General features: G+C 60.5%; 24 protein-coding genes. 14 read left to right on the top strand and 10 right to left on the bottom strand.

Annotation, left to right across the window (positions count from 1 at the left end):
* Positions 1–95: 95 nt before the first annotated feature.
* Positions 96–659, bottom strand: a complete 564-nt coding sequence (ahpC, locus tag HX818_RS11350; RefSeq protein WP_003173835.1) for an alkyl hydroperoxide reductase subunit C — start codon at positions 657–659, stop codon at positions 96–98.
* A 149-nt stretch (positions 660–808) separates the two neighbouring features.
* Positions 809–1,735: a site-specific integrase gene (locus tag HX818_RS11345; RefSeq protein WP_177020098.1), complete on the bottom strand. Its 927-nt coding sequence runs from the start codon at positions 1,733–1,735 to the stop codon at positions 809–811.
* A gap of 161 nt (positions 1,736–1,896) precedes the next feature.
* Here HX818_RS11345 and HX818_RS11340 point away from each other — a divergent pair, with 161 nt between their 5' ends.
* Complete coding sequence (locus HX818_RS11340; RefSeq protein ID WP_177008525.1) at positions 1,897–2,904, top strand: DNA-binding protein; 1,008 nt, start codon at positions 1,897–1,899, stop codon at positions 2,902–2,904.
* Here the strand turns inward: HX818_RS11340 and gorA are convergent, their stop codons facing one another.
* Complete coding sequence (gene gorA / locus HX818_RS11335; RefSeq protein ID WP_177020097.1) at positions 2,905–4,263, bottom strand: glutathione-disulfide reductase; 1,359 nt, start codon at positions 4,261–4,263, stop codon at positions 2,905–2,907.
* Positions 4,264–4,319: 56 nt separating this feature from the next.
* Complete coding sequence (locus HX818_RS11330) at positions 4,320–6,458, bottom strand: TonB-dependent siderophore receptor (RefSeq protein WP_177020096.1); 2,139 nt, start codon at positions 6,456–6,458, stop codon at positions 4,320–4,322.
* A gap of 133 nt (positions 6,459–6,591) precedes the next feature.
* Between HX818_RS11330 and HX818_RS11325 the strand changes: the two genes are divergently transcribed.
* A complete protein-coding gene (locus tag HX818_RS11325; protein ID WP_177020095.1) occupies positions 6,592–7,359 on the top strand; it encodes a helix-turn-helix domain-containing protein in 768 nt (255 codons plus the stop codon).
* Positions 7,360–7,414: 55 nt separating this feature from the next.
* Here HX818_RS11325 and galU read toward each other — a convergent pair whose 3' ends face one another.
* On the bottom strand, positions 7,415–8,254 hold the full coding sequence (gene galU / locus HX818_RS11320) for a UTP--glucose-1-phosphate uridylyltransferase GalU (protein WP_003212579.1): 840 nt from the start codon (positions 8,252–8,254) through the stop codon (positions 7,415–7,417).
* 307 nt (positions 8,255–8,561) lie between these two features.
* Here galU and HX818_RS11315 point away from each other — a divergent pair, with 307 nt between their 5' ends.
* Both HX818_RS11315 and HX818_RS11310 read left to right on the top strand, forming a co-directional pair.
* Complete coding sequence (locus HX818_RS11315) at positions 8,562–8,747, top strand: hypothetical protein (RefSeq protein WP_003212580.1); 186 nt, start codon at positions 8,562–8,564, stop codon at positions 8,745–8,747.
* Positions 8,748–8,891: 144 nt separating this feature from the next.
* A complete protein-coding gene (locus HX818_RS11310; protein ID WP_003212581.1) occupies positions 8,892–9,176 on the top strand; it encodes a hypothetical protein in 285 nt (94 codons plus the stop codon).
* Here HX818_RS11310 and HX818_RS11305 read toward each other — a convergent pair whose 3' ends face one another.
* The 4 genes from HX818_RS11305 to HX818_RS11290 all read right to left on the bottom strand — a co-directional run bounded on the left by HX818_RS11305 (position 9,177) and on the right by HX818_RS11290 (position 11,587).
* Positions 9,177–9,407, bottom strand: coding sequence for a hypothetical protein (locus HX818_RS11305; RefSeq protein WP_003212582.1), 231 nt, complete (start codon positions 9,405–9,407; stop codon positions 9,177–9,179). It lies immediately after the preceding gene.
* A gap of 63 nt (positions 9,408–9,470) precedes the next feature.
* The gene (locus HX818_RS11300; RefSeq protein WP_177020094.1) at positions 9,471–10,394 is read right to left on the bottom strand and encodes a c-type cytochrome; all 924 of its coding nucleotides are present in this window, start codon (positions 10,392–10,394) and stop codon (positions 9,471–9,473) included.
* Positions 10,391–11,041: a c-type cytochrome gene (locus tag HX818_RS11295; RefSeq protein ID WP_256346349.1), complete on the bottom strand. Its 651-nt coding sequence runs from the start codon at positions 11,039–11,041 to the stop codon at positions 10,391–10,393. Before HX818_RS11295 ends, HX818_RS11300 begins: the two co-directional genes overlap by 4 nt.
* A 195-nt stretch (positions 11,042–11,236) precedes the next feature.
* A complete protein-coding gene (locus HX818_RS11290) occupies positions 11,237–11,587 on the bottom strand; it encodes a hypothetical protein (RefSeq protein WP_003212585.1) in 351 nt (116 codons plus the stop codon).
* A gap of 212 nt (positions 11,588–11,799) precedes the next feature.
* Between HX818_RS11290 and HX818_RS11285 the strand changes: the two genes are divergently transcribed.
* The 5 genes from HX818_RS11285 (at position 11,800) to ada (ending at position 14,888) form a co-directional block, all read left to right on the top strand.
* Positions 11,800–12,102 (top strand): DUF1883 domain-containing protein, encoded by a 303-nt coding sequence (locus HX818_RS11285; RefSeq protein ID WP_003212586.1) that lies wholly within the window; start codon positions 11,800–11,802, stop codon positions 12,100–12,102.
* A gap of 11 nt (positions 12,103–12,113) precedes the next feature.
* Complete coding sequence (locus HX818_RS11280) at positions 12,114–12,278, top strand: hypothetical protein (protein WP_177019849.1); 165 nt, start codon at positions 12,114–12,116, stop codon at positions 12,276–12,278.
* 82 nt (positions 12,279–12,360) lie between these two features.
* Positions 12,361–13,077: a 2OG-Fe(II) oxygenase gene (locus HX818_RS11275; protein ID WP_177020093.1), complete on the top strand. Its 717-nt coding sequence runs from the start codon at positions 12,361–12,363 to the stop codon at positions 13,075–13,077.
* A complete protein-coding gene (gene alkB, locus HX818_RS11270) occupies positions 13,067–13,747 on the top strand; it encodes a DNA oxidative demethylase AlkB (RefSeq protein WP_102604914.1) in 681 nt (226 codons plus the stop codon). The genes HX818_RS11275 and alkB overlap by 11 nt, the downstream gene beginning before the upstream one ends.
* A 76-nt stretch (positions 13,748–13,823) precedes the next feature.
* Positions 13,824–14,888 (top strand): bifunctional DNA-binding transcriptional regulator/O6-methylguanine-DNA methyltransferase Ada, encoded by a 1,065-nt coding sequence (gene ada, locus HX818_RS11265; protein ID WP_008432501.1) that lies wholly within the window; start codon positions 13,824–13,826, stop codon positions 14,886–14,888.
* A 6-nt stretch (positions 14,889–14,894) separates the two neighbouring features.
* On the opposite strand, the gene HX818_RS11260 is transcribed toward ada, so the two are convergent.
* A complete protein-coding gene (locus tag HX818_RS11260; protein ID WP_177020092.1) occupies positions 14,895–15,479 on the bottom strand; it encodes an ABATE domain-containing protein in 585 nt (194 codons plus the stop codon).
* A gap of 176 nt (positions 15,480–15,655) precedes the next feature.
* On the opposite strand from HX818_RS11260, the gene HX818_RS11255 reads away from it, so the two are divergent.
* The 5 genes from HX818_RS11255 (at position 15,656) to modC (ending at position 20,362) form a co-directional block, all read left to right on the top strand.
* The gene (locus tag HX818_RS11255; protein WP_177020091.1) at positions 15,656–16,534 is read left to right on the top strand and encodes an alpha/beta fold hydrolase; all 879 of its coding nucleotides are present in this window, start codon (positions 15,656–15,658) and stop codon (positions 16,532–16,534) included.
* Between the two features lie 110 nt (positions 16,535–16,644).
* Entirely contained in the window at positions 16,645–17,709 is a 1,065-nt protein-coding gene (locus tag HX818_RS11250) for a nitronate monooxygenase family protein (protein ID WP_177020090.1), read from the top strand.
* Positions 17,710–17,828: 119 nt separating this feature from the next.
* Complete coding sequence (modA, locus tag HX818_RS11245; RefSeq protein WP_256346348.1) at positions 17,829–18,596, top strand: molybdate ABC transporter substrate-binding protein; 768 nt, start codon at positions 17,829–17,831, stop codon at positions 18,594–18,596.
* The gene (modB, locus tag HX818_RS11240) at positions 18,597–19,277 is read left to right on the top strand and encodes a molybdate ABC transporter permease subunit (RefSeq protein ID WP_003212595.1); all 681 of its coding nucleotides are present in this window, start codon (positions 18,597–18,599) and stop codon (positions 19,275–19,277) included. It begins immediately after the preceding gene.
* Positions 19,277–20,362 (top strand): molybdenum ABC transporter ATP-binding protein, encoded by a 1,086-nt coding sequence (gene modC, locus HX818_RS11235; protein ID WP_177020089.1) that lies wholly within the window; start codon positions 19,277–19,279, stop codon positions 20,360–20,362. Before modB ends, modC begins: the two co-directional genes overlap by 1 nt.
* Positions 20,363–20,391 lie beyond the last annotated feature (29 nt).

Genomic DNA, 20,391 nt, shown 5'->3' with positions numbered 1-20,391 from the left:
AGACAAAAAAACGCCCGAGCGAATCTCGCCCGGGCGTTTCGAGGGCGGATGCAGCTTACTTAGGTGCGGTAACCCGCCCTTGGCATTTCACAGACTTAGATCTTGCCGACAAGGTCCAGGGACGGAGCCAGGGTGGCCTCGCCTTCTTTCCACTTGGCTGGGCAGACTTCGCCCGGGTGAGCAGCAACGTACTGGGCCGCCTTGATTTTGCGCAGCAGCTCGGAAGCGTCACGGCCAACGCCGCCATCGTTCAGTTCAACGATTTTGATCTGGCCTTCAGGGTTGATCACGAAGGTGCCACGGTCTGCCAGGCCAGCTTCTTCGATCAGCACGTCGAAGTTGCGGGAGATGGTCAGGGTCGGGTCGCCGATCATGGTGTACTGGATTTTGCCGATGGCTGGCGAGGTGTTGTGCCAGGCAGCGTGGGCAAAGTGGGTGTCGGTGGAAACGCTGTAGATTTCGACGCCCAGTTTCTGGAATTCGGCGTAGTTGTCAGCCAGGTCTTCCAGTTCGGTTGGGCAGACGAAGGTGAAGTCGGCTGGGTAGAAGAACACGACAGACCATTTGCCTTTCAGGTCAGCGTCAGTCACGTCTACGAAGTTGCCGTTTTTGTAGGCGGTAGCTTTGAACGGTTTTACTTGGCTGTTGATGATAGGCATCGTTGACTCTCCGTCAGGTTTGTAGAAGGGCTTAGTAAGTTGATGAGGTGAATCCTACCCACTCTCCCGGCCGATGGCTCATTGGCAAACCTGATGCTGACGATTGGTTTTCACTATCAAGAGACTGTATTAATAGAAGAAACCTTGAATCACTCGAGGGATGCCCGGGTCATGCCGAGAAAGGGCGTCGCTTCAACATAGCGCATGGCCGATTTCATGTCTTTCCAGCCGACGTAAGTCATCAACGACTTCAAGTCCCAGCCACTGCGATGAGCCCAGGTAGCGAAGCCCCGGCGCAGGGAGTGGCTGGTGTACTGATCGGCCGCAATCCCGGCACGCTCCAGCGCCTGGCGCAACAGCGGGATCACGCTGTTGGCGTGCAAGCTCTCCTCGCCCAGGTTGCCCCAGCGATCAATGCCGCGAAACACCGGGCCGCGCACCAGCGCTGAAGCGCTGAGCCATTCGCCGTAGGCCTGCACCGGGCACAGCCGCAACAGCGCCGGCGTCTGGTAGGTGCGGCCGATATTTTCCCGATCACTTTTGCTGCGCGGTAGATACAGGGTGATGCCCGAACCGGGCACCGCCTGCACGTGCTCGATATTCAACCGGCATAACTCATCGCTGCGAAAGCCACGCCAGAAACCCAGCAGGATCAACGCCGCGTCACGCTTGGCCCGCAGCCATCGAGGATGGTCTTCTGCGCGCCGGGCGTCGTGGCCTTCCTGTTCGAGGAACTGGATGACCTGCTCCAGGTGCTGCAATTGCAATGGCTCCGCCTGCTTTTCCTGAGCCGGGTGCAGGGCGCGAATGCCTTTCAGGACTTTGCGCACCACTGGCGCCTTGGTCGGATCAGGAAACCCCTGGCTGGTGTGCCACTGGGCCAGCGCCGATAAACGCAGCTTCAACGTGTTGACCGACAGCACGCCCGCATGCGCCACCAGATAGCGCGCCACGCTGTCGCTGGTCGCCGGCAGGAATCCGCCCCAATTCACCTCGAAATGCTCGATTGCCGCTCGATAGCTGCGGCGGGTGTTATCGCGGGTGGCCGCATTCAGATAACGGTCCAGCTCACTCATGCCTGTACTGCCATTGGCTGTTGTCCATTTCAAAACCTGTATCACACGGGATAATACGCCAATATCCCATCTGATAAATCATCAATTTCGGCTTTAAAACAATCGTGATATAGTACGTATATACATACTACGTACCACAATACCAAATCGACGGAGACTCCATGGCTCGCGGCGGCATCAATAAAGCAGTAGTTCAAACGGCACGCCTGGCGATCCTTGCCCGTGGCGAAAACCCGAGCATCGATGCAGTACGCATCGAGATGGGCAATACCGGCTCGAAAACCACGATTCACCGCTATCTGAAGGAGCTGGACGAAAGCGAAACCCGCCAGACCATCACCGAAGCGCCCATTGACGACGAACTGGGTGAACTGGTGGCGCGACTGGCCCAGCGCCTGAAGGAGAAGGCCCAGGAGCCTATCGACCTGGCCCTGGCGCAGTTCCAGCAGCAGAAAACCGCCCTGCTCGCCCAGGTTGAGGAGCTGGAAGCGGCCCACTCCCAGCTCAAGCAGCAGTTCGATATCCAGTCCGCCGCCCTGGCCGATGAAAGCGCGGCCTTGCAAAGCACTCGCTCCAGCCTGCAAACCGAGCAAACCCGCAACGCCGGGCTGAGCCAGGCGTGCAGCGATTACGAGTTGCGGATCAACGACAAGGACGAGCAGATTCGCTCACTGGAAGAGAAGCACCTGCATGCCCGGGACGCCCTGGAGCATTACCGCAATGCGATCAAGGACCAGCGTGAACAGGAACAGCGTCGCCATGAAGGCCAGTTGCAGCAGGTCCAGGCAGAGCTGCGCCAGGCCCAGCAGAGCGCGATGGTGCGCCAGGATGAAATCACTCAGTTGCACCGCGATAACGAGCGCCTGCTGATCGAGCATCGGGTGACCGTGAAGGAATTGAGCGCACTGCAGGAACAGGCCCGCCAGGACCGTGAACAGCAGCGTCAATTGAGCGAGCAAGTGAGTGTGATCGACAGCGAGCGTACCCTGTTGCAGGAACGCTTGCGGGTTGCCCAACTGGAGAATCAGGCGCGCCAGGAAGCGCTGGCCGAGCATCAGAAGGCCAACAAAACCCTGGAACTGGACCTGGTCAAGGCCCAGGCCAGTATTGATGCGCTGCGCCTGGCAGCCGTCGTTGCGACGGCGCCGGAAGCAACTACCGAGGGCTGATTACTGCGCCACTGGCGTGCGCATGGTGACGAATTCTTCCGCCGCCGTTGGGTGCACGCCGATGGTTTCATCGAAATGCTGCTTGGTCGCGCCCGCCTTGAGCGCGATCGCCAGGCCCTGCACGATCTCGCCAGCGTCGGGGCCGACCATGTGGCAACCCAGGACCTTGTCGGTCTCGGCGTCGACCACCAGCTTCATCAAGGTCTTTTCCTGGCAGTCGGTCAGGGTCAGTTTCATCTGCCGGAAGCGGCTTTCGAACACCTGCACCTTGTGCCCGTCTTCACGGGCCTGCTCTTCGCTGAGGCCCACGGTGCCGATATTCGGCAGGCTGAACACCGCCGTCGGGATCATCGCGTAGTCCACCGGACGATATTGCTCAGGCTTGAACAAGCGACGTGCCACGGCCATGCCTTCAGCCAGGGCCACTGGCGTCAGTTGCACGCGGCCGATCACATCACCAATCGCCAGGATCGACGGTTCGGCGGTCTGGTACAGCTCATCCACTTCGACAAAGCCGCGCTTGTCCAACTTGACGCCGGTGTTTTCCAGCCCCAGGTTATCGAGCATCGGGCGTCGGCCAGTGGCGTAGAACACGCAATCGGCTTCCAGCACGCGGCCATCTTTCAAGGTGGCCTTAAGGCTGCCATCGGCCTGTTTATCGATACGCTCGATGTCGGCGTTGAACTGCAGGTCCAGGCCACGCTTGGTCAGCTCCTCCTTCAAGTGCGTACGCACCGAGCCGTCAAAACCGCGCAGGAACAGGTCGCCGCGATACAGCAGCGAAGTCTGTGCGCCCAGGCCATGGAAAATCCCGGCGAACTCGACGGCGATATAGCCACCGCCGACTACCAGCACACGCTTGGGCAGCTCCTTGAGGAAAAACGCCTCATTGGAGCCAATGGCGTGCTCGCGCCCCGGGATGTCCGGGATCTGCGGCCAGCCACCGGTGGCCACCAGAATGTGCTTGGCGGTAAAACGCTCGCCGTTGATTTCTACCTGGTGCGGGTCCACCAGCCGCGCATGCCCTTCGTGCAGGGTCACGCCGCTGTTGACCAGCAGGTTGCGGTAGATGCCATTGAGACGGTTGATTTCACGATCCTTGTTGGCGATCAGGGTCGCCCAATCGAAGTTCGCTTCACCCAGGGACCAGCCAAAACCGCTGGCCTGCTCGAAGTCTTCGGCGAAATGCGCGCCGTACACCAACAGTTTCTTCGGTACGCAGCCCACATTCACGCAGGTACCGCCCAGGTAGCGGCTTTCAGCCACCGCCACTTTGGCGCCAAAACCCGCAGCGAATCGTGCAGCGCGCACACCGCCGGAACCGGCACCAATTACATAAAGGTCAAAATCGTAGGCCATTTCACTCTCCTCGGCAGGACAACAGCATACCTGCTGCCGCGCCAGAGGTCAGCGCCTTACCAGCGATACGTCGCGCTGGCCTGCAACGAACGGGTTGCGCCCCAGTAGCAAAGGAAACCGTTGCTGCAGTAGGCCAGGTATTCCTTGTTGAACAGGTTGCTGACGTTGAGGGCCAGGCGCCAGTTCTGCACGTCATAGTGCGCCGCGGCATCAAACAGCGTGCGCGATGACACCTCCAGCGTGTTGTCGGCGCTGCCGTAGCTCGGCCCGAAATAGCGCGCACCCGCCGCGAAACCGACGCCCTGCAGCGGGCCGTCGTGGAAGGTGTAGTCCGCCCACAGCGAGGCACTCTTGCCCGGGATGCCGGTCGGGTGTTCGCCCTGGTCGCCGTCATTGGATTTGAGGATGCGCTGGTCCATCCAGGTGTAAAAACCGATCAGGCTGAGGTTCGAGGTGACCTCGGCATGGGCTTCCAGCTCGATGCCGCGGGAGCGGATTTCGCCTTTCTGGGTGCCAAAATTGGGGTCGACATCGTCGGTGGTCAGGACGTTTTGCTGACGCAGGTCGAACACTGCCGCGCTGTACAGGCTGCGGGAGCCCACAGGCTGGTATTTAACGCCGGCTTCGTACTGCTTGCCGGTGGTCGGCACAAATGTCGCGCCCAGCCGGTCAGTGCCCAGTTGCGGCTGGAACGATTCGCTGTAGCTGACATACGGCGCAACGCCGTTATCAAACACGTAGCTCAGGCCGGAACGCCAGGTGAGTTTCTCGTCGTGCTGGCGCGTGTTGCTCAGGTTGGCGCCAGTCAACGCGCTGTCCTGATTGTCGTAGGTACGCGCCCAGTCTTGCCGCACACCGATCAGCCAGCGCCAATGGTCGAAGCTGAGCTGGTCCTGCAGGTACACGCCAAACTGGCTCTGGGTGGTGTATTGGTTGATGGACACCGGCACCCTCGGCAAGGCGCTGAAGTCGGGGTTGTAGATATTGATCGCACTCGGGAAATACTGACCGCCCCGGTTGATGGTCTGCAACAGCCGCTGGAAGTCCGCCCCCATCAGCACAGTGTGCTTGACCGGGCCGGTGCTGAAGTCGGACTGCAACTGGTTATCAAGGGCGAACTGGCCAAGGTGCTCATGATTGACGTTGGCCCACAGCGGCGCGGTGGCAAGGTTGGCGTCCAGCGGCCCGGTGAGGGAAGTCTGGTAGTAGTCGACGTCATCATGCATATAGCGCAGGTGCTGGCGAAAGCTCCAGGTGTCGTTGAACCGGTGGCTGAACGCGTAGCCCAGGGAAAACTGATTGCGCTTGAAGCGATCGCGGTCCGGGTCGCCCAGGTAATCATCGGGGCGCAAGCGCCCATTCGGGTTGTGCAGCGCGGTGCCATACGCGGGTACCGGGTTGAACAGCCCACCTTCCGGGTCGTATTGATAGTTGGCCAGCAGGGTCAGGCTGGTGTCGTCGTCGATGTTCCAGGTGATGGCCGGCGCGATGGCGATGCGCTGGTCCTTGATGTGATCGGTCTGGGTATCGGCCATGCGGCCCAGCCCGGTCAGCCGATAGGTCACATCGCCCTGCTCGTCCAGGCGCCCGCCAAAATCGAAGCCGGCCTGATAGCGGTTGTCATTGCCCACGCTCATTTGCAACACGTGCAGTGGCTCATCCGTCGGCCGCTTGCTCTGCATGTCCACCAGGCCGCCCGGCCCGCTCTGGCCGTACAGCACGGAAGCTGGCCCGCGCAGCACGTCAATGCGCTCCAGAAACCAAGGGTCGACCCGAGGCGTAGCGAACCAGGTCGTGCGATTGAGCTTGAGCCCGTCGAGGTAGGAGTCGGCATCGAAGCCGCGAATGCTCAACTGGTCAAACCGCAGGTCGTTATCCTGGGAGTAAACCCCTGGTGTGTAGCGCAATGCCTGGTCGACGGTTTGCGCCGCCTGGTCATCCATCTGCTGGCGGCTGACCACCGAGATCGATTGCGGCGTCTCCACGATCGGCGCGCCGGTTTTGGTGCCCACGGTGGTGTTGCGCGCCACATAGCCTGGCACCACGCCGTCTGCCGGCTCGGCCTCGGCGGCTGTCACCGCGGTGTCCTTCAACACGATGGGCGCGTCATCGGCCCACACAACAGGAGCAAGCGCCAACACCACCAGCGCCAGCCTGGAAAGGTAAAACGGAGGAGAAGACAACGCACCGGACATGACGATTCCTTGAAAAGTCTTTTTGTTAATCGTTCTTATTTAATATTGAATCGCGTTAAAGATCCGGTCATTCTTCTACGCGCACGGGTCAATTAATGACCGTTCCAACCTACATCTCAGGAATCATTCTTGATTGGACAACATCTGGCGTAAACGCTTTGGGGCGCCCGCTCGCAGCACCAGCGAGGAATTGCGGGTTCGGGCCCATGACTATGTCGATGGCGCACGGGAGATTTGGCACAGCCATGAATATGGCCAACTGGTGCACGCCACCCAAGGCGTGATCCGGGTGCTGACCCGCATGGGCGCCTGGACCGTCCCGCCGGCATACGGCTTTTGGATTGCGCCGGGTGTCGACCATGAATTGCACATGGTCGGTGAGGTTGCGATGCGCGCACTGTACGTGGAAAGCGATCAATTACCCACGGCGTGGCAATCCTGCCGATTGATCAGGGTGGAGCCGCTGCTGCGGGAGCTGATTCTGGGCATGCTCGCACCCGACGCCCACACTGCCCTGCTCACGCCATTGCTGCTGCACCAGTTGATATCCGCGACTGAAACCGAAGGCTGCAGCCTGCCATTGCCCCGGGACAAACGCGTGCTCAGTGTGTGTGAAATGCTTCTGGAAGACCCGGCGAACCCGGCCACCCTGGAAGACTGGAGTGAATCCATCGGCGCCAGCGTGCGCACCCTGCGCCGGCGGTTTCGGGATGAAACCGGGCTGAGCTTCAACCAATGGCGCCAGCAGCTACGGATTGCCGAAGCCGTTTGCCAGTTAGCCCAGGGCCGACCATTGGGGGCTATTGCACGGGACATGGGCTATGCCAACGGCAATGCGTTTGGTGCAATGTTCAAGCGGGTACTGGGCGAAGCCCCCAGCCGCTATTTGGGCAAGGCATAAAAAAACCTGCGGTCTTTCGACTCGCAGGCTTTTTCAACGGGCTGGCAACGATAAATCAGTAAGCCTTGCCAGTCTTGTAGAAGTGCTCGTAGCAGAAGTTGGTCGCTTCGATGTAGCCTTCAGCGCCACCGCAGTCAAAACGACGACCCTTGAACTTGTAGGCAATCACGCAACCGTCTTTTGCCTGCTTCAGCAGGGCGTCGGTGATCTGGATCTCGCCACCCTTGCCTGGCTCGGTTTCTTCGATCAGCTTGAAGATGTCAGGGGTCAGGATGTAGCGGCCGATGATCGCCAGGTTCGACGGAGCATCTTCCGGCGCTGGCTTTTCAACCATGTCGCGTACGCGGATCAGGCCATCACCGATATCGTCGCCGGCAATCACGCCGTACTTGTTGGTTTCCTGAGGATCGACCTCTTGAACCGCGACGATGGTGCAACGGTACTTCTGGTACAGCTTGACCATCTGGGTCAGGACGCCGTCGCCTTCCAGGTTTACACACAGGTCATCGGCCAGTACCACGGCGAACGGTTCGTCACCGATCAGCGGACGACCGGTCAGGATCGCGTGCCCCAGGCCTTTCATTTGGGTCTGGCGGGTGTAGGAGAACGAGCACTCGTCGAGCAGCTTACGGATGCCGACCAGGTATTTTTCCTTGTCGGTGCCCTTGATCTGGTTTTCCAGCTCGTAGCTGATGTCGAAGTGGTCTTCCAGGGCGCGTTTGCCACGGCCGGTCACGATCGAGATTTCGTTCAGGCCGGCATCCAGTGCTTCTTCCACGCCATACTGGATCAGTGGCTTGTTCACCACCGGCAGCATTTCTTTGGGCATGGCCTTGGTCGCTGGCAGGAAGCGAGTGCCGTAACCGGCTGCTGGGAACAAGCATTTCTTGATCATATGAGTCCTTACAAAGGGCTGTGCGTACGAAATTCGGCGCAGTCTAATCAGGCCGCAGTCACCTTACAATGGGTCCTGCTGGCGTTGCGATGTCAACATAGAGAAAAAATGTCGGCGTAAGTTCCGCCGGCATTCAATCAAGTACCTTCGCCGCTGTTAGAAATCGTCGGCTTGTGCCCGTCATTCAAAGGGCTCCAACCTTTTTAGCACGCTTTATGGCGATCGGCACTGACCTGCAACAACTTGCGCCGCCCCACGCCGTTTGGCGCTATCATTACGCCCTTGAACCAGACAACGAGATTGATAGATGTCAGAACCAAAAGGCGTGAACGGCTACCTGATCACCAAGCGAGCGGACGGCTGGCACTTGATCAACTTCCATGGCGACAGCGTTGCCGGCGCATTCGCGACCGAAGCTCAAGCCTGTGCCGTGGCCGAAGTGTTTGTGGATGAGGCCGGCCACGCGTCGAGCAAGCGTCCGAAAACCAAGTAACACCGCGGTAACGCCAATCAAGCCTCGTTTGACGGGGCTTTTTTGTGTTTGTCTGTACGTTGATGGCGGTTCGCTATAATCTCGCCTGTAACGCCCCACGACAGTGTCAGCGCTCCCCTCCAACACCCTGATGACGACTCCTACATGAACAAGATCCTGGCACTGATTGCGGTACTGGCGCTTACCGGTGGCTGCACCACCACTTCCGACACGGTCCTGAAGAACGGCGAACAAGGACTGGCCATCGACTGCTCCGGCGAAGCCAACTCCTGGGCCAGCTGTTATGAAAAGGCTGATGCGTCCTGCGCGGGCACCGGCTACCGGATTGTCGGCACCGAAGGCACACCGGCCCTGAAAGAAAGCGACAAGACCCTGGGCAAGGATGTCGGCAACTACAAGACCCGCAGCGTGACGGTGGTCTGCAAATAATTACATGTGAATTTCGGCGAACTTGATGCCCAGGCCGCGAATGGTCTCGATCAAGTCGTCCAGGCGGGAGAAGGATTCGACTTCATCCTGGTCATCCACCAGGAAGTAGCTGCGACCGCCGCTCTTCTTGAAGAACACGATCCACTCGCCCGTATCCGCGGGATTTTGAATCACATGGGTCGCAGAAATATGCCCCCCTGCATGCTGTTCCCTGACTTGCTCACGTTTCATGACTGAGTTTCCGAAAAGACAATGCCGCTGATTCAGCGGCATTTTTTATGGGTTATCGACAGTTTAACGGATGCCTTGCCCGATCAGTACGCCATCGACCGTCTGCCCGTAAAGATTGACGCCGTCATTGGCGTGGAACTTCACCCGGGTTTTCTCCACGGAGCCGTCCACGAGGCGCGGGTCCTGAGGACGCTCGTGACGGTTGACGTAGGCCGCCACGTCCCAGGCTTGCTGGTCGGTCAGGCTGCCGCCCTGGCCCAGGGGCATGTTGTGCTTGATGAAGGACGCTGCCGTATTGATTCGATGCATCCCGGCGCCCCAGTTGTAGGAGTCTTTACCCCAGAGCGGCGGCATCACGTAGTTGTCGCCTACTTTCTGGCCCTGGCCTTCGGCACCATGGCACACCGCGCACTGGCCCTTGTAGACCTCTGCGCCCTGGGCCAGGTCGTAACCCTTGGTGGGTGCCGGCACGTCCGGGTAGCCACGGCCCGGCAGTTCGACGCCCAAGGGAGCCTTGCTCGCCAGCCAGTAGGCATACACCGACAGCGCGGTAATCTCCGGGCTGTCTGCAGCCGGTGGCGTGCCGCCATTCATGCTGAACTGGAAACAGCCCTGCAAACGCTCGGCGAAGGTGTTGACCTTGTCGTTCTTTTTTCGATACGCCGGGTACATCGGGTAGGCACCCCACAGCGGCGCCGAATTGGCCAGGCGACCCTGGTCCAGGTGGCAATTGCTGCAATTGAGGCCATTACCGACAAATTGCGGCGCCAGGCGCTTGGTGTCGACAAACAGCGCGTAGCCCTGTTTCACCAGCTTGCCGTAGGCGTTGTCCGGCAGCTCGCTTTCTTTTGGCGGCTGGAACTGCACGGCAGCCCCATGAGCGCCGGCTGGCTGCAACTGTGACTGGTCTTCCATGGCAATAGGGGCGGCATGGACGGGTACGCCGATCAGGCTTCCCAGCAGCGGAGCAAACAAGAAGCGCTTCATGGCTTGGCCTCCTGGCCGCTCAACGAGGCAAAATAGATGGCCACGGCCTGCACTTCTTCAGCGCTGAGGGATTTGGCGATATGGCCCATCAGAGCATTCGGATCGTTATGGCGCGTGCCGCTGCGCCAGGCGTTCAACTGCGCCGCGAGGTAGGCCGCAGATTGTCCGGCCAGGGGTGGAAACCCGTCGCCGACGCCCACGCCGGCCGGGCCATGACAGCTGACACAGGCCGGAATCTGGCGCTCCCACGCGCCTTGCAGGGCAATCTTTTGCGCAGCGTCAGTAGGCATCTCGCTGCGGTGCACCGGCACAGGTGCGGGCGCAGGCATTGCCGCCAGCTGCCGGGTTACAGCGCTGACTTCCTCTTCCGTGAGGGCGTTGGCCAGCGGTTGCATCACCGGGCTGTTACGGGCGCCACTTTTAAAATCCTGCAGCTGCTTACGCAAATACACCGCCGATAAACCGGCCAAACGCGGAAAACCCGCGGCTGCCAGCCCCAGGCCATCAGCCCCGTGGCAGGCCACGCACGGCGCAGCTCCCGGCTGCGAGCCGCCCTGCATATAAACGTTTTTCCCCTCCAGCGCGTGTGCATTGCCCAACATCAGCAACAACGCGCTACCCATCAGAACTCGTTCCAGAGACATCATCACGACTCCATTTTTATAGTTATATGCTTAGGCGAATTAGGCATAAGCCTACAAATGGTAGGTCAATGGCCCGGTCGCGACAACACTCATCCGCGAGCAAAAGGACGGTGTACTGAACCTCGCGCACAAAAAAGCCCGACGCTGCGGCAGCAGGGTCGGGCTTCTTGATCGGATTCGAGGTGGGCGGCTACAGACTCAGCCGGAAATGCACGCTTCCCCCGCAGCCTTCACGTCACCTGGACGAATAGGCACATTGGACATGCTCTCGTAGAGCTTGATACTGCTCCCGCTGGAGCGCTCTTCAATTTCAAAAATGGCCGACGGGTCGGCAGAAAACTTCTGCGGTACGATAACTTGAACACCATCCTTGTGAGGCTCGATCTGCGAAGGCCTGCGGGTTTTAGACAATTTCTGGACAACGCACGCCGCGTATTCCTGTGGTTTTTTCCCGGAGATCACTGCCAGCGTTGGTGGGGTCTGCTTGATATCCGCCACCGAAGCACATCCACCCAACGCCAGGGCCAGAACCAACACACTCCACTTCATATAAAAACCTCCGATAAAGACCCTACGACAGCGAAGAAGGTATTTTTCTCCCGCCCACGTAGGATTTATCCCTGATAACTCGGTAAATAACTGTTTTAAATTGTCGAAGTCGTCGACGACGGTCCGATAATAAACGTGCTGGGGCTGATAAACTCCATCTTAACCTACGTATCGTTCTGATTTTTCAGAAAAAGCCCTTCTGGAGACACCTTATGAAATTCATCCACCAGCGTGAGCACCTCAATGAAGGAGATATTGTCGTCATTGAATGCTCGCAAACCTGCAACATCCGCCTGATGAGCGATGCCAACTTTCGCAGCTTCAAGAACGGCGGCCGCCATACTTACCACGGCGGCGCGTTCGACAAGTTCCCGGCAAAAATCACTGCGCCCAGCACCGGGTTCTGGAACATCACCCTGGACGTCGTGACCCGCCGCGCCATCAGCGTGACCAAAAAGCCGACCTTGTCCCACAAGATCCGCATTGTGCGCCGCACCAATTCGAAACTGAGCTGACAGGAATGCCCGTGACTACCACCAAATATGTGATCAAGTACAAACTCAACGGTGAGCGCCGCTTCGAGTTCGCCCAACTGCAAGCAGGCAGCGTGGAGGAAGCCAAGGAAGCCCTGGAGAAAATCCACGATGCCAGCGATGAGATTACCGACATCAATGTGAGCAAGGCGCTGTAATTCGAGCGCAAGCATCGGAGTGTTCTGACGCTGACGACTTTCTAGACTGGCAGCCCTAATGCGCTGCCACAGGAACTTGTCGATGCCTTCCACTCCACTGCATGAACGCCTGGCCAAGCTGGACTGGGCCGCCATCGAGCACGCCCTCGATGAACAGGGTAACGCACTGATTCCAGCCCTGCTGGATCAGCAGGAATGCGCTGAACTGAGCGGCCACTACCCCCGACCCGAACTGTTTCGCTCCCATGTGATGATGGCCAGGCACGGCTTTGGCCGGGGCGAATACAAATATTTCCGCTACCCGCTGCCAACGCCGATCTGCGCGCTGCGTGAACAGCTGTATGGGTTCCTGGCGCCCCAGGCCAATCGCTGGAACGAACAGATGAACCTGCCGATCACCTATCCGGCGCACCATGCCGACTTCATTGCCCGCTGCCACGCAGCCGGGCAGCAACGCCCTACCCCGTTATTGCTGCAATACGGTCCAGGCGACTACAACTGCCTGCATCAGGATCTGTACGGGGAACATGTGTTTCCCCTACAAGTTGCCATCCTGTTGTCGCAGCCGGGAAAGGACTTTCGTGGCGGGGAGTTGGTGCTGACGGAGCAGCGGCCAAGAATGCAATCCCGGGCCCAGGTCGTCCCTCTTAACCAGGGTGACGCGGTAATCTTCGCGGTCAATCAGCGCCCCATGCCGAGTGTGAGGGGGTTTCATCGGGTGACCTTGCGCCATGGGGTCAGTGTTCTGCACAGTGGTACCCGGCATACCTTGGGAGTGATTTTTCACGATGCGCAGTAAGACCCTTCCCGGATCAACCGCCGATTTGTTCGCCGATGAGGCGCTGCAACAGCCCCCGGGGCGCGAGCAAATCGGTGAACAATCCTACGTCCTCAGGGGCTATGCCCTGCCCTGGCTCGAGCGTTTGCTACCGGAACTGCGACGGGTATTGGCTCAATCGCCCTTCCGGCAAATGGTCACGCCCGGTGGTTTTACCATGTCGGCGGCGTTAAGCAGTTGCGGTGAATTGGGCTGGACGACCGACTCGACCGGTTATCGCTACTCCCCGATTGACCCGAATAACCAACAACCCTGGCCAGCCCTGCCGGCCGCATTGCGCGAACTGGCCGTGATGGCCGCAGCAGATGCAGGTTTCGACGATTTCGAGCCGGATGCCTGCCTGATCAACCGCTATGTGCCAGGCGCGAAAATGTCCCTGCACCAGGACAAAAACGAGCGTCGCTATGCTGCCCCGGTGGTCTCCGTGTCATTGGGTTTACCGGCGATCTTCCTGTTCGGCGGCCATGAGCGCAGCGACAAGACGCAAAAAGTCTCGCTGTTCCATGGCGACGTAGTGGTGTGGGGCGGCGTGGACCGCCTGCGCTTTCACGGCGTGATGCCGATCAAGCCCGGCACGCATCCGGTCATGGGGCCGCAGCGCATCAACCTGACGTTTCGCACGGCCGGATGAATTTGACCGCAAGCATCGGAGTGATGGGAATGCCCCACGGGACTAACCTGGCATTCTTCAACCAGGAGCCACCACCATGACCGCGCGCCACGCCACCGAACAAGACCCCCGCTGGGCCGCGATTGTCGCCCGAGACGCCAAGGCCGACTTGACCTTCGTCTATGGTGTGAAAACCACCGGTGTGTACTGTCGCCCCAGCAGTTCCGCACGGCGCCCGCGCCCGGAGAACGTCGAGTTCTTCGACACCCCGCAACAGGCTGAAGCGGCGGGCTACCGGCCCAACAAGCGCGCGTCGGGGGACCAGACCCAGGTGGCCGCACGCCATGCGCAACTGGTGGCAGCGGCCTGTCGGCACATCGAACAGGCCGAAACCCTGCCGCCCCTTGAAGATCTGGCCGCCCTCGCCGGCTTGAGCCCGTTCCATTTTCATCGGGTGTTCAAGGCGGTGACCGGCCTGACGCCCAAGCGCTACGGCAGCGCTCATCGCTCGCGCAAGGTACGGGACGGCCTCAAGGACCAGCACTCGGTGACCGATGCGCTGTACGACGCCGGCTTCAATTCCAACAGCCGCTTTTATGAGGCTGCCGACCAATTGCTCGGCATGAAGCCCCGCGACTACAAAGCCGGCGGCACCAACACGGATATTCGCTTTGCCGTTGGCCAATGCTCATTGGGCGCCATTCTGGTGGCCCAGAGCAATCGCGGTGTGTGCGCGATCCTGCTGGGGGATGACCCGGACAAACTGGTGCGCGACCTGCAGGACCAGTTTCCCCGCGCCAATCTGCTGGGTGCCGATCACGACTTCGAACAATTGATCGCCCAGGTGGTGGGCTTTATCGAAGCGCCGGCCCTGGGCCTGGACTTGCCCCTGGACTTGCGCGGCACTGCGTTTCAGGAACGCGTGTGGCAAGCCTTGCGGGAAATCCCGGTGGGATGCACCGCCAGCTACGCCGAGATCGCCCAGCGCATCGGCGCGCCGACCGCCTATCGCGCCGTGGCCCAGGCGTGTGGTGCCAACAGCCTGGCGGTGGCGATTCCCTGCCATCGCGTGGTGCGCGCCGACGGCAATCTGTCGGGCTACCGCTGGGGTGTCGAGCGCAAGCGGCAGTTGCTGGAGCGCGAAAGCCCGGCAGAATCCTGAGGACGTCTACACCAGTTTGCGCTTGCGAAACTCGGCCACCTTATGCCGATTGCCACACAGCGCCATGCTGCACCAGCGGCGCCTGTGGCCCTTGGTGCGGTCGTAGAACCACAGCACGCACTCGGGATGTTCGCAGGTGCGGACCAGGCCGAAATCCCCTTCCACCAGTAACGTCGCGGCGGCTTCGGCAATCGGCGCCAGGAACTGCTCGGCAGTCTGCACCTTGCGCTGGCGCTCCAGCCGCAACTCGCCAGGCGCCGGCCAAGCCAGTTGCGGGTGACTGACCGCCTTGCGCAGGAACGCATTCAGCGCGCCGGGATCGCCCTGCTGGCCGGCCTTGCGCTGTTCCAGTAACACGCGGATCACTTCCCGCAATCCCCGCGCCGCGCCCAGCAGTGCCCCCTCCTCAAATACCGGTACTGCGCCCTCCTCGGCCCAGCCAAGCCGCACCAGCCAGCGCTCGACATCGGCATCGCCTTGCCAGAATTCAAAGGGCACACCGTCGACATTCGCCCGGGTATTGAGCATGTCCAGCACGGGATGATCAGCCAGGACGTAGGGTTCCAATGGGGATGGGGTGATGGCGGGCATGGCGAATCCTCTTCAAGTCCGCGCCATCGTAACCGCTGATTTCGCTTTTGAATAGTTACTAAATTCGTCAATCAGTAACCCATTAAATTAATTTGACAGGTTACATTTTCAAGCGCAGCCTGCAAAACCAGTAACCCAACAAATCAATTTAACCAGTTACAAAGAGGACTACGATCATGTCGATTTCAGCCCCGGTTGTTCGCTATCAGCACGTTGATGCCGATGGTGTGCGCATTTTCTACCGTGAAGCCGGCGACCCCTCCGCGCCGGTGTTGCTGCTGCTGCATGGCTTTCCCAGTTCGTCCCATATGTACCGTGACCTGATCCCGCTGCTTGCCACCCGCTACCGGATCATCGCCCCGGACTTGCCAGGCTTCGGCTTCACCGAAGTCCCCGCCGAACGCAATTACCACTACAGCTTCGATAACCTGGCGATCACCGTTGGCCACTTCGTCGAGGCCCTGAACCTCAGTCGCTATGCCCTCTATGTGTTCGACTATGGCGCACCGGTGGGCCTGCGCCTGGCCGTGGCCCACCCGGAACGGGTCAGCGCGCTGATATCGCAAAACGGCAATGCCTACCTGGAAGGTTTGGGTGACGCCTGGGCTCCGATCCGGGCCTACTGGGCCGAGCCGAGCCAGGCCAATCGCGAGGTGATTCGCAACGCGGTCATCAGCCTGGAAGGCACGCGTTATCAGTACCTGCATGGCGTGTCGCAACCGGAGTTGGTGGCGCCGGAGTCCTACATGCTCGACGTGCTCCTGATGCAGCGTCCCGGCAATGACGAGATCCAGTTGGACCTGTTCCTCGACTACCGCAACAACCTGACGCTGTACCCGGCGTTCCAGGCGTTTTTCAAGGCCACGCAAGTGCCGGCGCTGGTGATCTGGGGCCAGAACGATCCCTTCTTCATCCCGCCGGGCGCCCATGCCTACAAAGGCGACAACCCCAACGCCGTGGTGGAATTACTCGACACCGGCCACTTCGCCCTGGAAACCCACGCCGCGCACATTGCCCAACGGATTCATGCAGTACTGGGCGACGCCATCAACTGATAACCGCCCATGAAACACTGGATTCGTCCAGTGAATAATACAGACTGGCCTGGTGCTGCCTGGCCCTGCTAAAACGACGGAACAGCATTCCACCGTTGGAGAAGCGTCCCATGAGCACCTGGCCAGACACCCGAATTCTTGACCTGCTGGGCATCGAGTTACCGATCATTCAGGCGCCCATGGCCAATGCCACGAGCACGGCCATGGTGATTGCGGCCAATCTGGCCGGCGCCCTCGGTTCAATGCCGGCGGCGGCGCTCAGCATCGAGCAACTGCGCGAAGCACTCACCACGATTCGCCAGGCCAGTTCGCGGCCGCTGAACGTAAATTTCTTCTGCCATCAGCCACCGACGCCGGATGCTCACCGCGACCTTCAGTGGAAGAACCTGCTGGAAACCTACTACCGTGAGCTGGGCGCCGATTTTGACGCGCCGACGCCCGTCTCCAACCGCGCACCGTTCAACAACGCCGCCTGTGAAGTGGTGGAAGAATTCCGCCCGGAAGTGGTGAGCTTTCACTTCGGCCTGCCGGAAAAATCCCTGCTGGACCTTGTCAAGGCCACCGGGGCGAAAGTGCTGTCGTCGGCTACCACCGTCGAAGAAGCCATCTGGCTGGAACAGCACGGCTGCGATGCAATCATCGCCATGGGCAACGAAGCCGGTGGCCATCGCGGGATGTTCCTCAGCGACGACCTGAATAGCCAGATCGGCACCATGGCGCTGGTGCCACAGGTTGTCGATGCCGTGCGCGTGCCGGTGATTGCGGCCGGCGGCATCGGGGATGCCAGGGGCATTGTCGCGGCCTTCGCCCTTGGCGCGTCAGCGGTGCAGATTGGCACCGCGTACCTGTTTACCCCCGAGGCCACCGTCTCGAAGTCACACCACCACGCCTTGCGCACTGCCCAGGCCAGTGAAACCGCGCTGACCAACCTGTTCACCGGGCGCCCGGCGCGGGGCATCATCAACCGCGTAATGCGTGAGTTGGGCGCGATCAACCCCACGGCGCCGGCGTTCCCGCTGTCCGGCGGTGCGTTGATGCCGCTCAAGGCCAAGGACGAAGCCGGCTTCAGCAACTTGTGGTCGGGCCAGGCGCTGCGCCTCGGCAAAGACATCTCCAGCTATGACCTGACGCTCGAACTGGCCGCGCAAACCCTGGAAAAACTCGGCCGACGCTGAACCTGAACTCCCGGGACAACTTTGCGCTGTACCGGCAGTGGCCAACCGCTATATATTCCCATACATAGCGGTAGTCCCCTTCTGCCTATAACAAGCCGCAAACCCCAAGGAGCTTCTTGATGATGATTCGCGCCTCACGCCTGGCCCCCACGGCCCTCGCTACCCTGATCGCCGCGTTTGGCTTCTCCTCGGCGAGTGCCGATGAAGTACAGGTGGCCGTGGCTGCCAACTTCACCGCACCGATCCAGGCGATTGCCGCCGACTTTGAAAAAGACACCGGCCATAAACTGGTCGCTGCCTACGGCGCTACCGGCCAGTTCTACACCCAGATCAAGAACGGCGCGCCGTTTGAAGTGTTCCTCAGCGCCGACGACACCACCCCGCAGAAGCTCGAAGCCGAAGGCGACACCGTCAAGGGCTCGCGCTTCACCTACGCGGTCGGCACCCTGGCACTGTGGTCGGCCAAGGAAGGCTACGTCGATGGCAAGGGCGAAGTGCTGAAGAAAAACCAGTTCCAGCACCTGTCCATCGCCAACCCGAAAGCCGCGCCTTATGGCCTGGCCGCCACCCAGGTGCTGGCGAAGGAAGGCCTGACCGAGAAGGTCAAGGACAAGCTCGTTGAAGGCCAGAACATCACCCAGGCCTATCAGTTCGTCTCCACCGGCAACGCCGAACTGGGTTTTGTAGCGCTGTCGCAGATCTACAAGGACGGCAAAGTCACCAGCGGTTCGGCCTGGATCGTGCCGTCGTCGATGCATGACCCGATCAAGCAGGACGCGGTAATCCTCAACAAGGGCAAGGACAGCGCCGCCGCCAAGGCCCTGGTTGAATACCTCAAGGGTCCGAAAGCCGCCGCGGTGATCAAGTCCTACGGTTACGAGCTGTAAATGCCGCTGTCGAGTGCCGATTTTTCCGCGATCTGGTTGACCCTGAAACTGGCATCGCTGACCACGGTCATCCTGCTGATCATCGGCACTCCGATAGCCCTCTGGCTGTCGCGCACCCGCTCGTGGTGGCGCGGCCCCATTGGCGCGGTGGTGGCCCTGCCGTTGGTGTTGCCACCCACGGTGATCGGCTTCTACCTGCTGTTGACCATGGGCCCCAACGGCTACTTCGGCCAGTTCACCCAATGGCTGGGCCTGGGCACCCTGACCTTCAGCTTCGCCGGGCTGGTGATTGGCTCGGTGATCTATTCGATGCCGTTCGTGGTGCAGCCGTTGCAAAACGCCTTCTCCGCTATTGGCACTCGCCCGCTGGAAGTGGCCGCGACCTTGCGGGCCAATCCCTGGGACACCTTTTTCACGGTGATCCTGCCCCTGGCGCGCCCGGGGTTTATCACCGCGTCGATTCTCGGTTTTGCCCACACCGTCGGCGAGTTCGGCGTGGTACTGATGATCGGCGGCAATATTCCCAACAAGACCCGGGTCGTCTCGGTGCAGATCTACGACCACGTCGAAGCCATGGAATATGCCCAGGCCCACTGGCTGGCCGGGTCCATGGTGGTGTTTTCTTTCCTGGTGTTGCTGGCGCTCTACTCCAGCCGTAAAACCAAGGCGGGCTGGAGCTGATGTCGATGATCGAGGTACGCCTGCAACTGAAGTATTCCGGGTTTGCCCTGGACGTCGACCTGCACCTGCCCGGTCGCGGGGTGACGGCGCTGTACGGCCATTCCGGCTCCGGCAAGACCACCTGCCTGCGTTGCATCGCCGGGCTGGAGCGGGCTGAAGAGGGTTTCGTGCAGATCAACGACGAGGTCTGGCAAGACAGCCGCAAAGGACTGTTCGTGCCACCCCACAAACGCGCCCTGGGCTACGTGTTTCAAGAAGCCAGCCTGTTCCCGCATTTGTCGGTGCTGGCCAACCTGGAGTTCGGCCTCAAGCGCATCCCGCGCCAGCAACGCCGGGTGGAGATGAGCCACGCCACCGAACTATTGGGCATCGGCCACCTGCTGGAGCGCCATCCGCAGCACCTTTCCGGCGGTGAGCGCCAGCGCATCGGCATCGCCCGCGCCCTGCTCACCAGCCCGAGCCTGTTGCTGATGGATGAACCGTTGGCCGCGCTGGACAGCAAACGCAAAAGCGAGATCCTGCCGTATCTCGAACGCCTGCATGACGAACTGGAGATTCCGGTGCTGTACGTCAGCCATGCCCAGGACGAAGTGGCGCGCCTGGCTGATCACATCGTGTTGCTCAGCGACGGCAAGGCCCTGGCCAGCGGTCCTATCGGCGAAACCCTGGCCCGGCTGGACCTGCCAATGGCCCTGGGCGACGACGCCGGTGTGGTGATCAACGGCACCGTCAGCGCCTACGACGCGCACTACCAGTTGCTCACCCTGCAATTGCCCGCGAGCCAATTGCAGATGCGCGTGGCCCATGCACCATTGGCGCTGGGCAAACAGTTGCGTTTCAAGATCCAGGCGCGGGACGTCAGCTTGAGCCTGCAGGCCGAGGAACACAGCAGCATCCTCAATCGCCTGCCGGTGACGGTGACCCAGGAAATCCCGGCGGACAACGCAGCCCACGTGCTGGTGAGCCTGGACGCCGCCGGCACGCCGCTGCTGGCGCGCATCACCCGTTACTCGCGGGACCAGTTGCAGCTGCATCCCGGCCAGACGCTGTGGGCGCAAATCAAGGCGGTGGCGGTACTGGCCTGACTGCCCGACAGCTGCTACGGGGGAGCAAA

This window comes from Pseudomonas sp. F9001 (genome assembly GCF_013385435.1).
GTDB lineage: Bacteria > Pseudomonadota > Gammaproteobacteria > Pseudomonadales > Pseudomonadaceae > Aquipseudomonas.
This window is presented reverse-complemented; position numbering and strand designations above follow the sequence as displayed.

Coding starts and splice junctions, on each gene's coding strand:
- HX818_RS11295 (WP_256346349.1), bottom strand. CDS start 11,041: ATGATGTCTCTGGAACGAGTTCTGATGGGTAGCGCGTTGTTGCTGATG.
- HX818_RS11275 (WP_177020093.1), top strand. CDS start 12,361: ATGCCTTCCACTCCACTGCATGAACGCCTGGCCAAGCTGGACTGGGCC.
- modB (WP_003212595.1), top strand. CDS start 18,597: ATGCCGCTGTCGAGTGCCGATTTTTCCGCGATCTGGTTGACCCTGAAA.
- HX818_RS11290 (WP_003212585.1), bottom strand. CDS start 11,587: ATGAAGTGGAGTGTGTTGGTTCTGGCCCTGGCGTTGGGTGGATGTGCT.
- modA (WP_256346348.1), top strand. CDS start 17,829: ATGATGATTCGCGCCTCACGCCTGGCCCCCACGGCCCTCGCTACCCTG.
- HX818_RS11250 (WP_177020090.1), top strand. CDS start 16,645: ATGAGCACCTGGCCAGACACCCGAATTCTTGACCTGCTGGGCATCGAG.
- HX818_RS11330 (WP_177020096.1), bottom strand. CDS start 6,458: ATGTCCGGTGCGTTGTCTTCTCCTCCGTTTTACCTTTCCAGGCTGGCG.
- modC (WP_177020089.1), top strand. CDS start 19,277: ATGTCGATGATCGAGGTACGCCTGCAACTGAAGTATTCCGGGTTTGCC.
- HX818_RS11345 (WP_177020098.1), bottom strand. CDS start 1,735: ATGAGTGAGCTGGACCGTTATCTGAATGCGGCCACCCGCGATAACACC.
- galU (WP_003212579.1), bottom strand. CDS start 8,254: ATGATCAAGAAATGCTTGTTCCCAGCAGCCGGTTACGGCACTCGCTTC.
- HX818_RS11300 (WP_177020094.1), bottom strand. CDS start 10,394: ATGAAGCGCTTCTTGTTTGCTCCGCTGCTGGGAAGCCTGATCGGCGTA.
- HX818_RS11260 (WP_177020092.1), bottom strand. CDS start 15,479: ATGCCCGCCATCACCCCATCCCCATTGGAACCCTACGTCCTGGCTGAT.
- HX818_RS11340 (WP_177008525.1), top strand. CDS start 1,897: ATGGCTCGCGGCGGCATCAATAAAGCAGTAGTTCAAACGGCACGCCTG.
- ada (WP_008432501.1), top strand. CDS start 13,824: ATGACCGCGCGCCACGCCACCGAACAAGACCCCCGCTGGGCCGCGATT.
- HX818_RS11305 (WP_003212582.1), bottom strand. CDS start 9,407: ATGAAACGTGAGCAAGTCAGGGAACAGCATGCAGGGGGGCATATTTCT.
- HX818_RS11285 (WP_003212586.1), top strand. CDS start 11,800: ATGAAATTCATCCACCAGCGTGAGCACCTCAATGAAGGAGATATTGTC.
- alkB (WP_102604914.1), top strand. CDS start 13,067: ATGCGCAGTAAGACCCTTCCCGGATCAACCGCCGATTTGTTCGCCGAT.
- gorA (WP_177020097.1), bottom strand. CDS start 4,263: ATGGCCTACGATTTTGACCTTTATGTAATTGGTGCCGGTTCCGGCGGT.
- HX818_RS11255 (WP_177020091.1), top strand. CDS start 15,656: ATGTCGATTTCAGCCCCGGTTGTTCGCTATCAGCACGTTGATGCCGAT.
- HX818_RS11315 (WP_003212580.1), top strand. CDS start 8,562: ATGTCAGAACCAAAAGGCGTGAACGGCTACCTGATCACCAAGCGAGCG.
- HX818_RS11310 (WP_003212581.1), top strand. CDS start 8,892: ATGAACAAGATCCTGGCACTGATTGCGGTACTGGCGCTTACCGGTGGC.
- ahpC (WP_003173835.1), bottom strand. CDS start 659: ATGCCTATCATCAACAGCCAAGTAAAACCGTTCAAAGCTACCGCCTAC.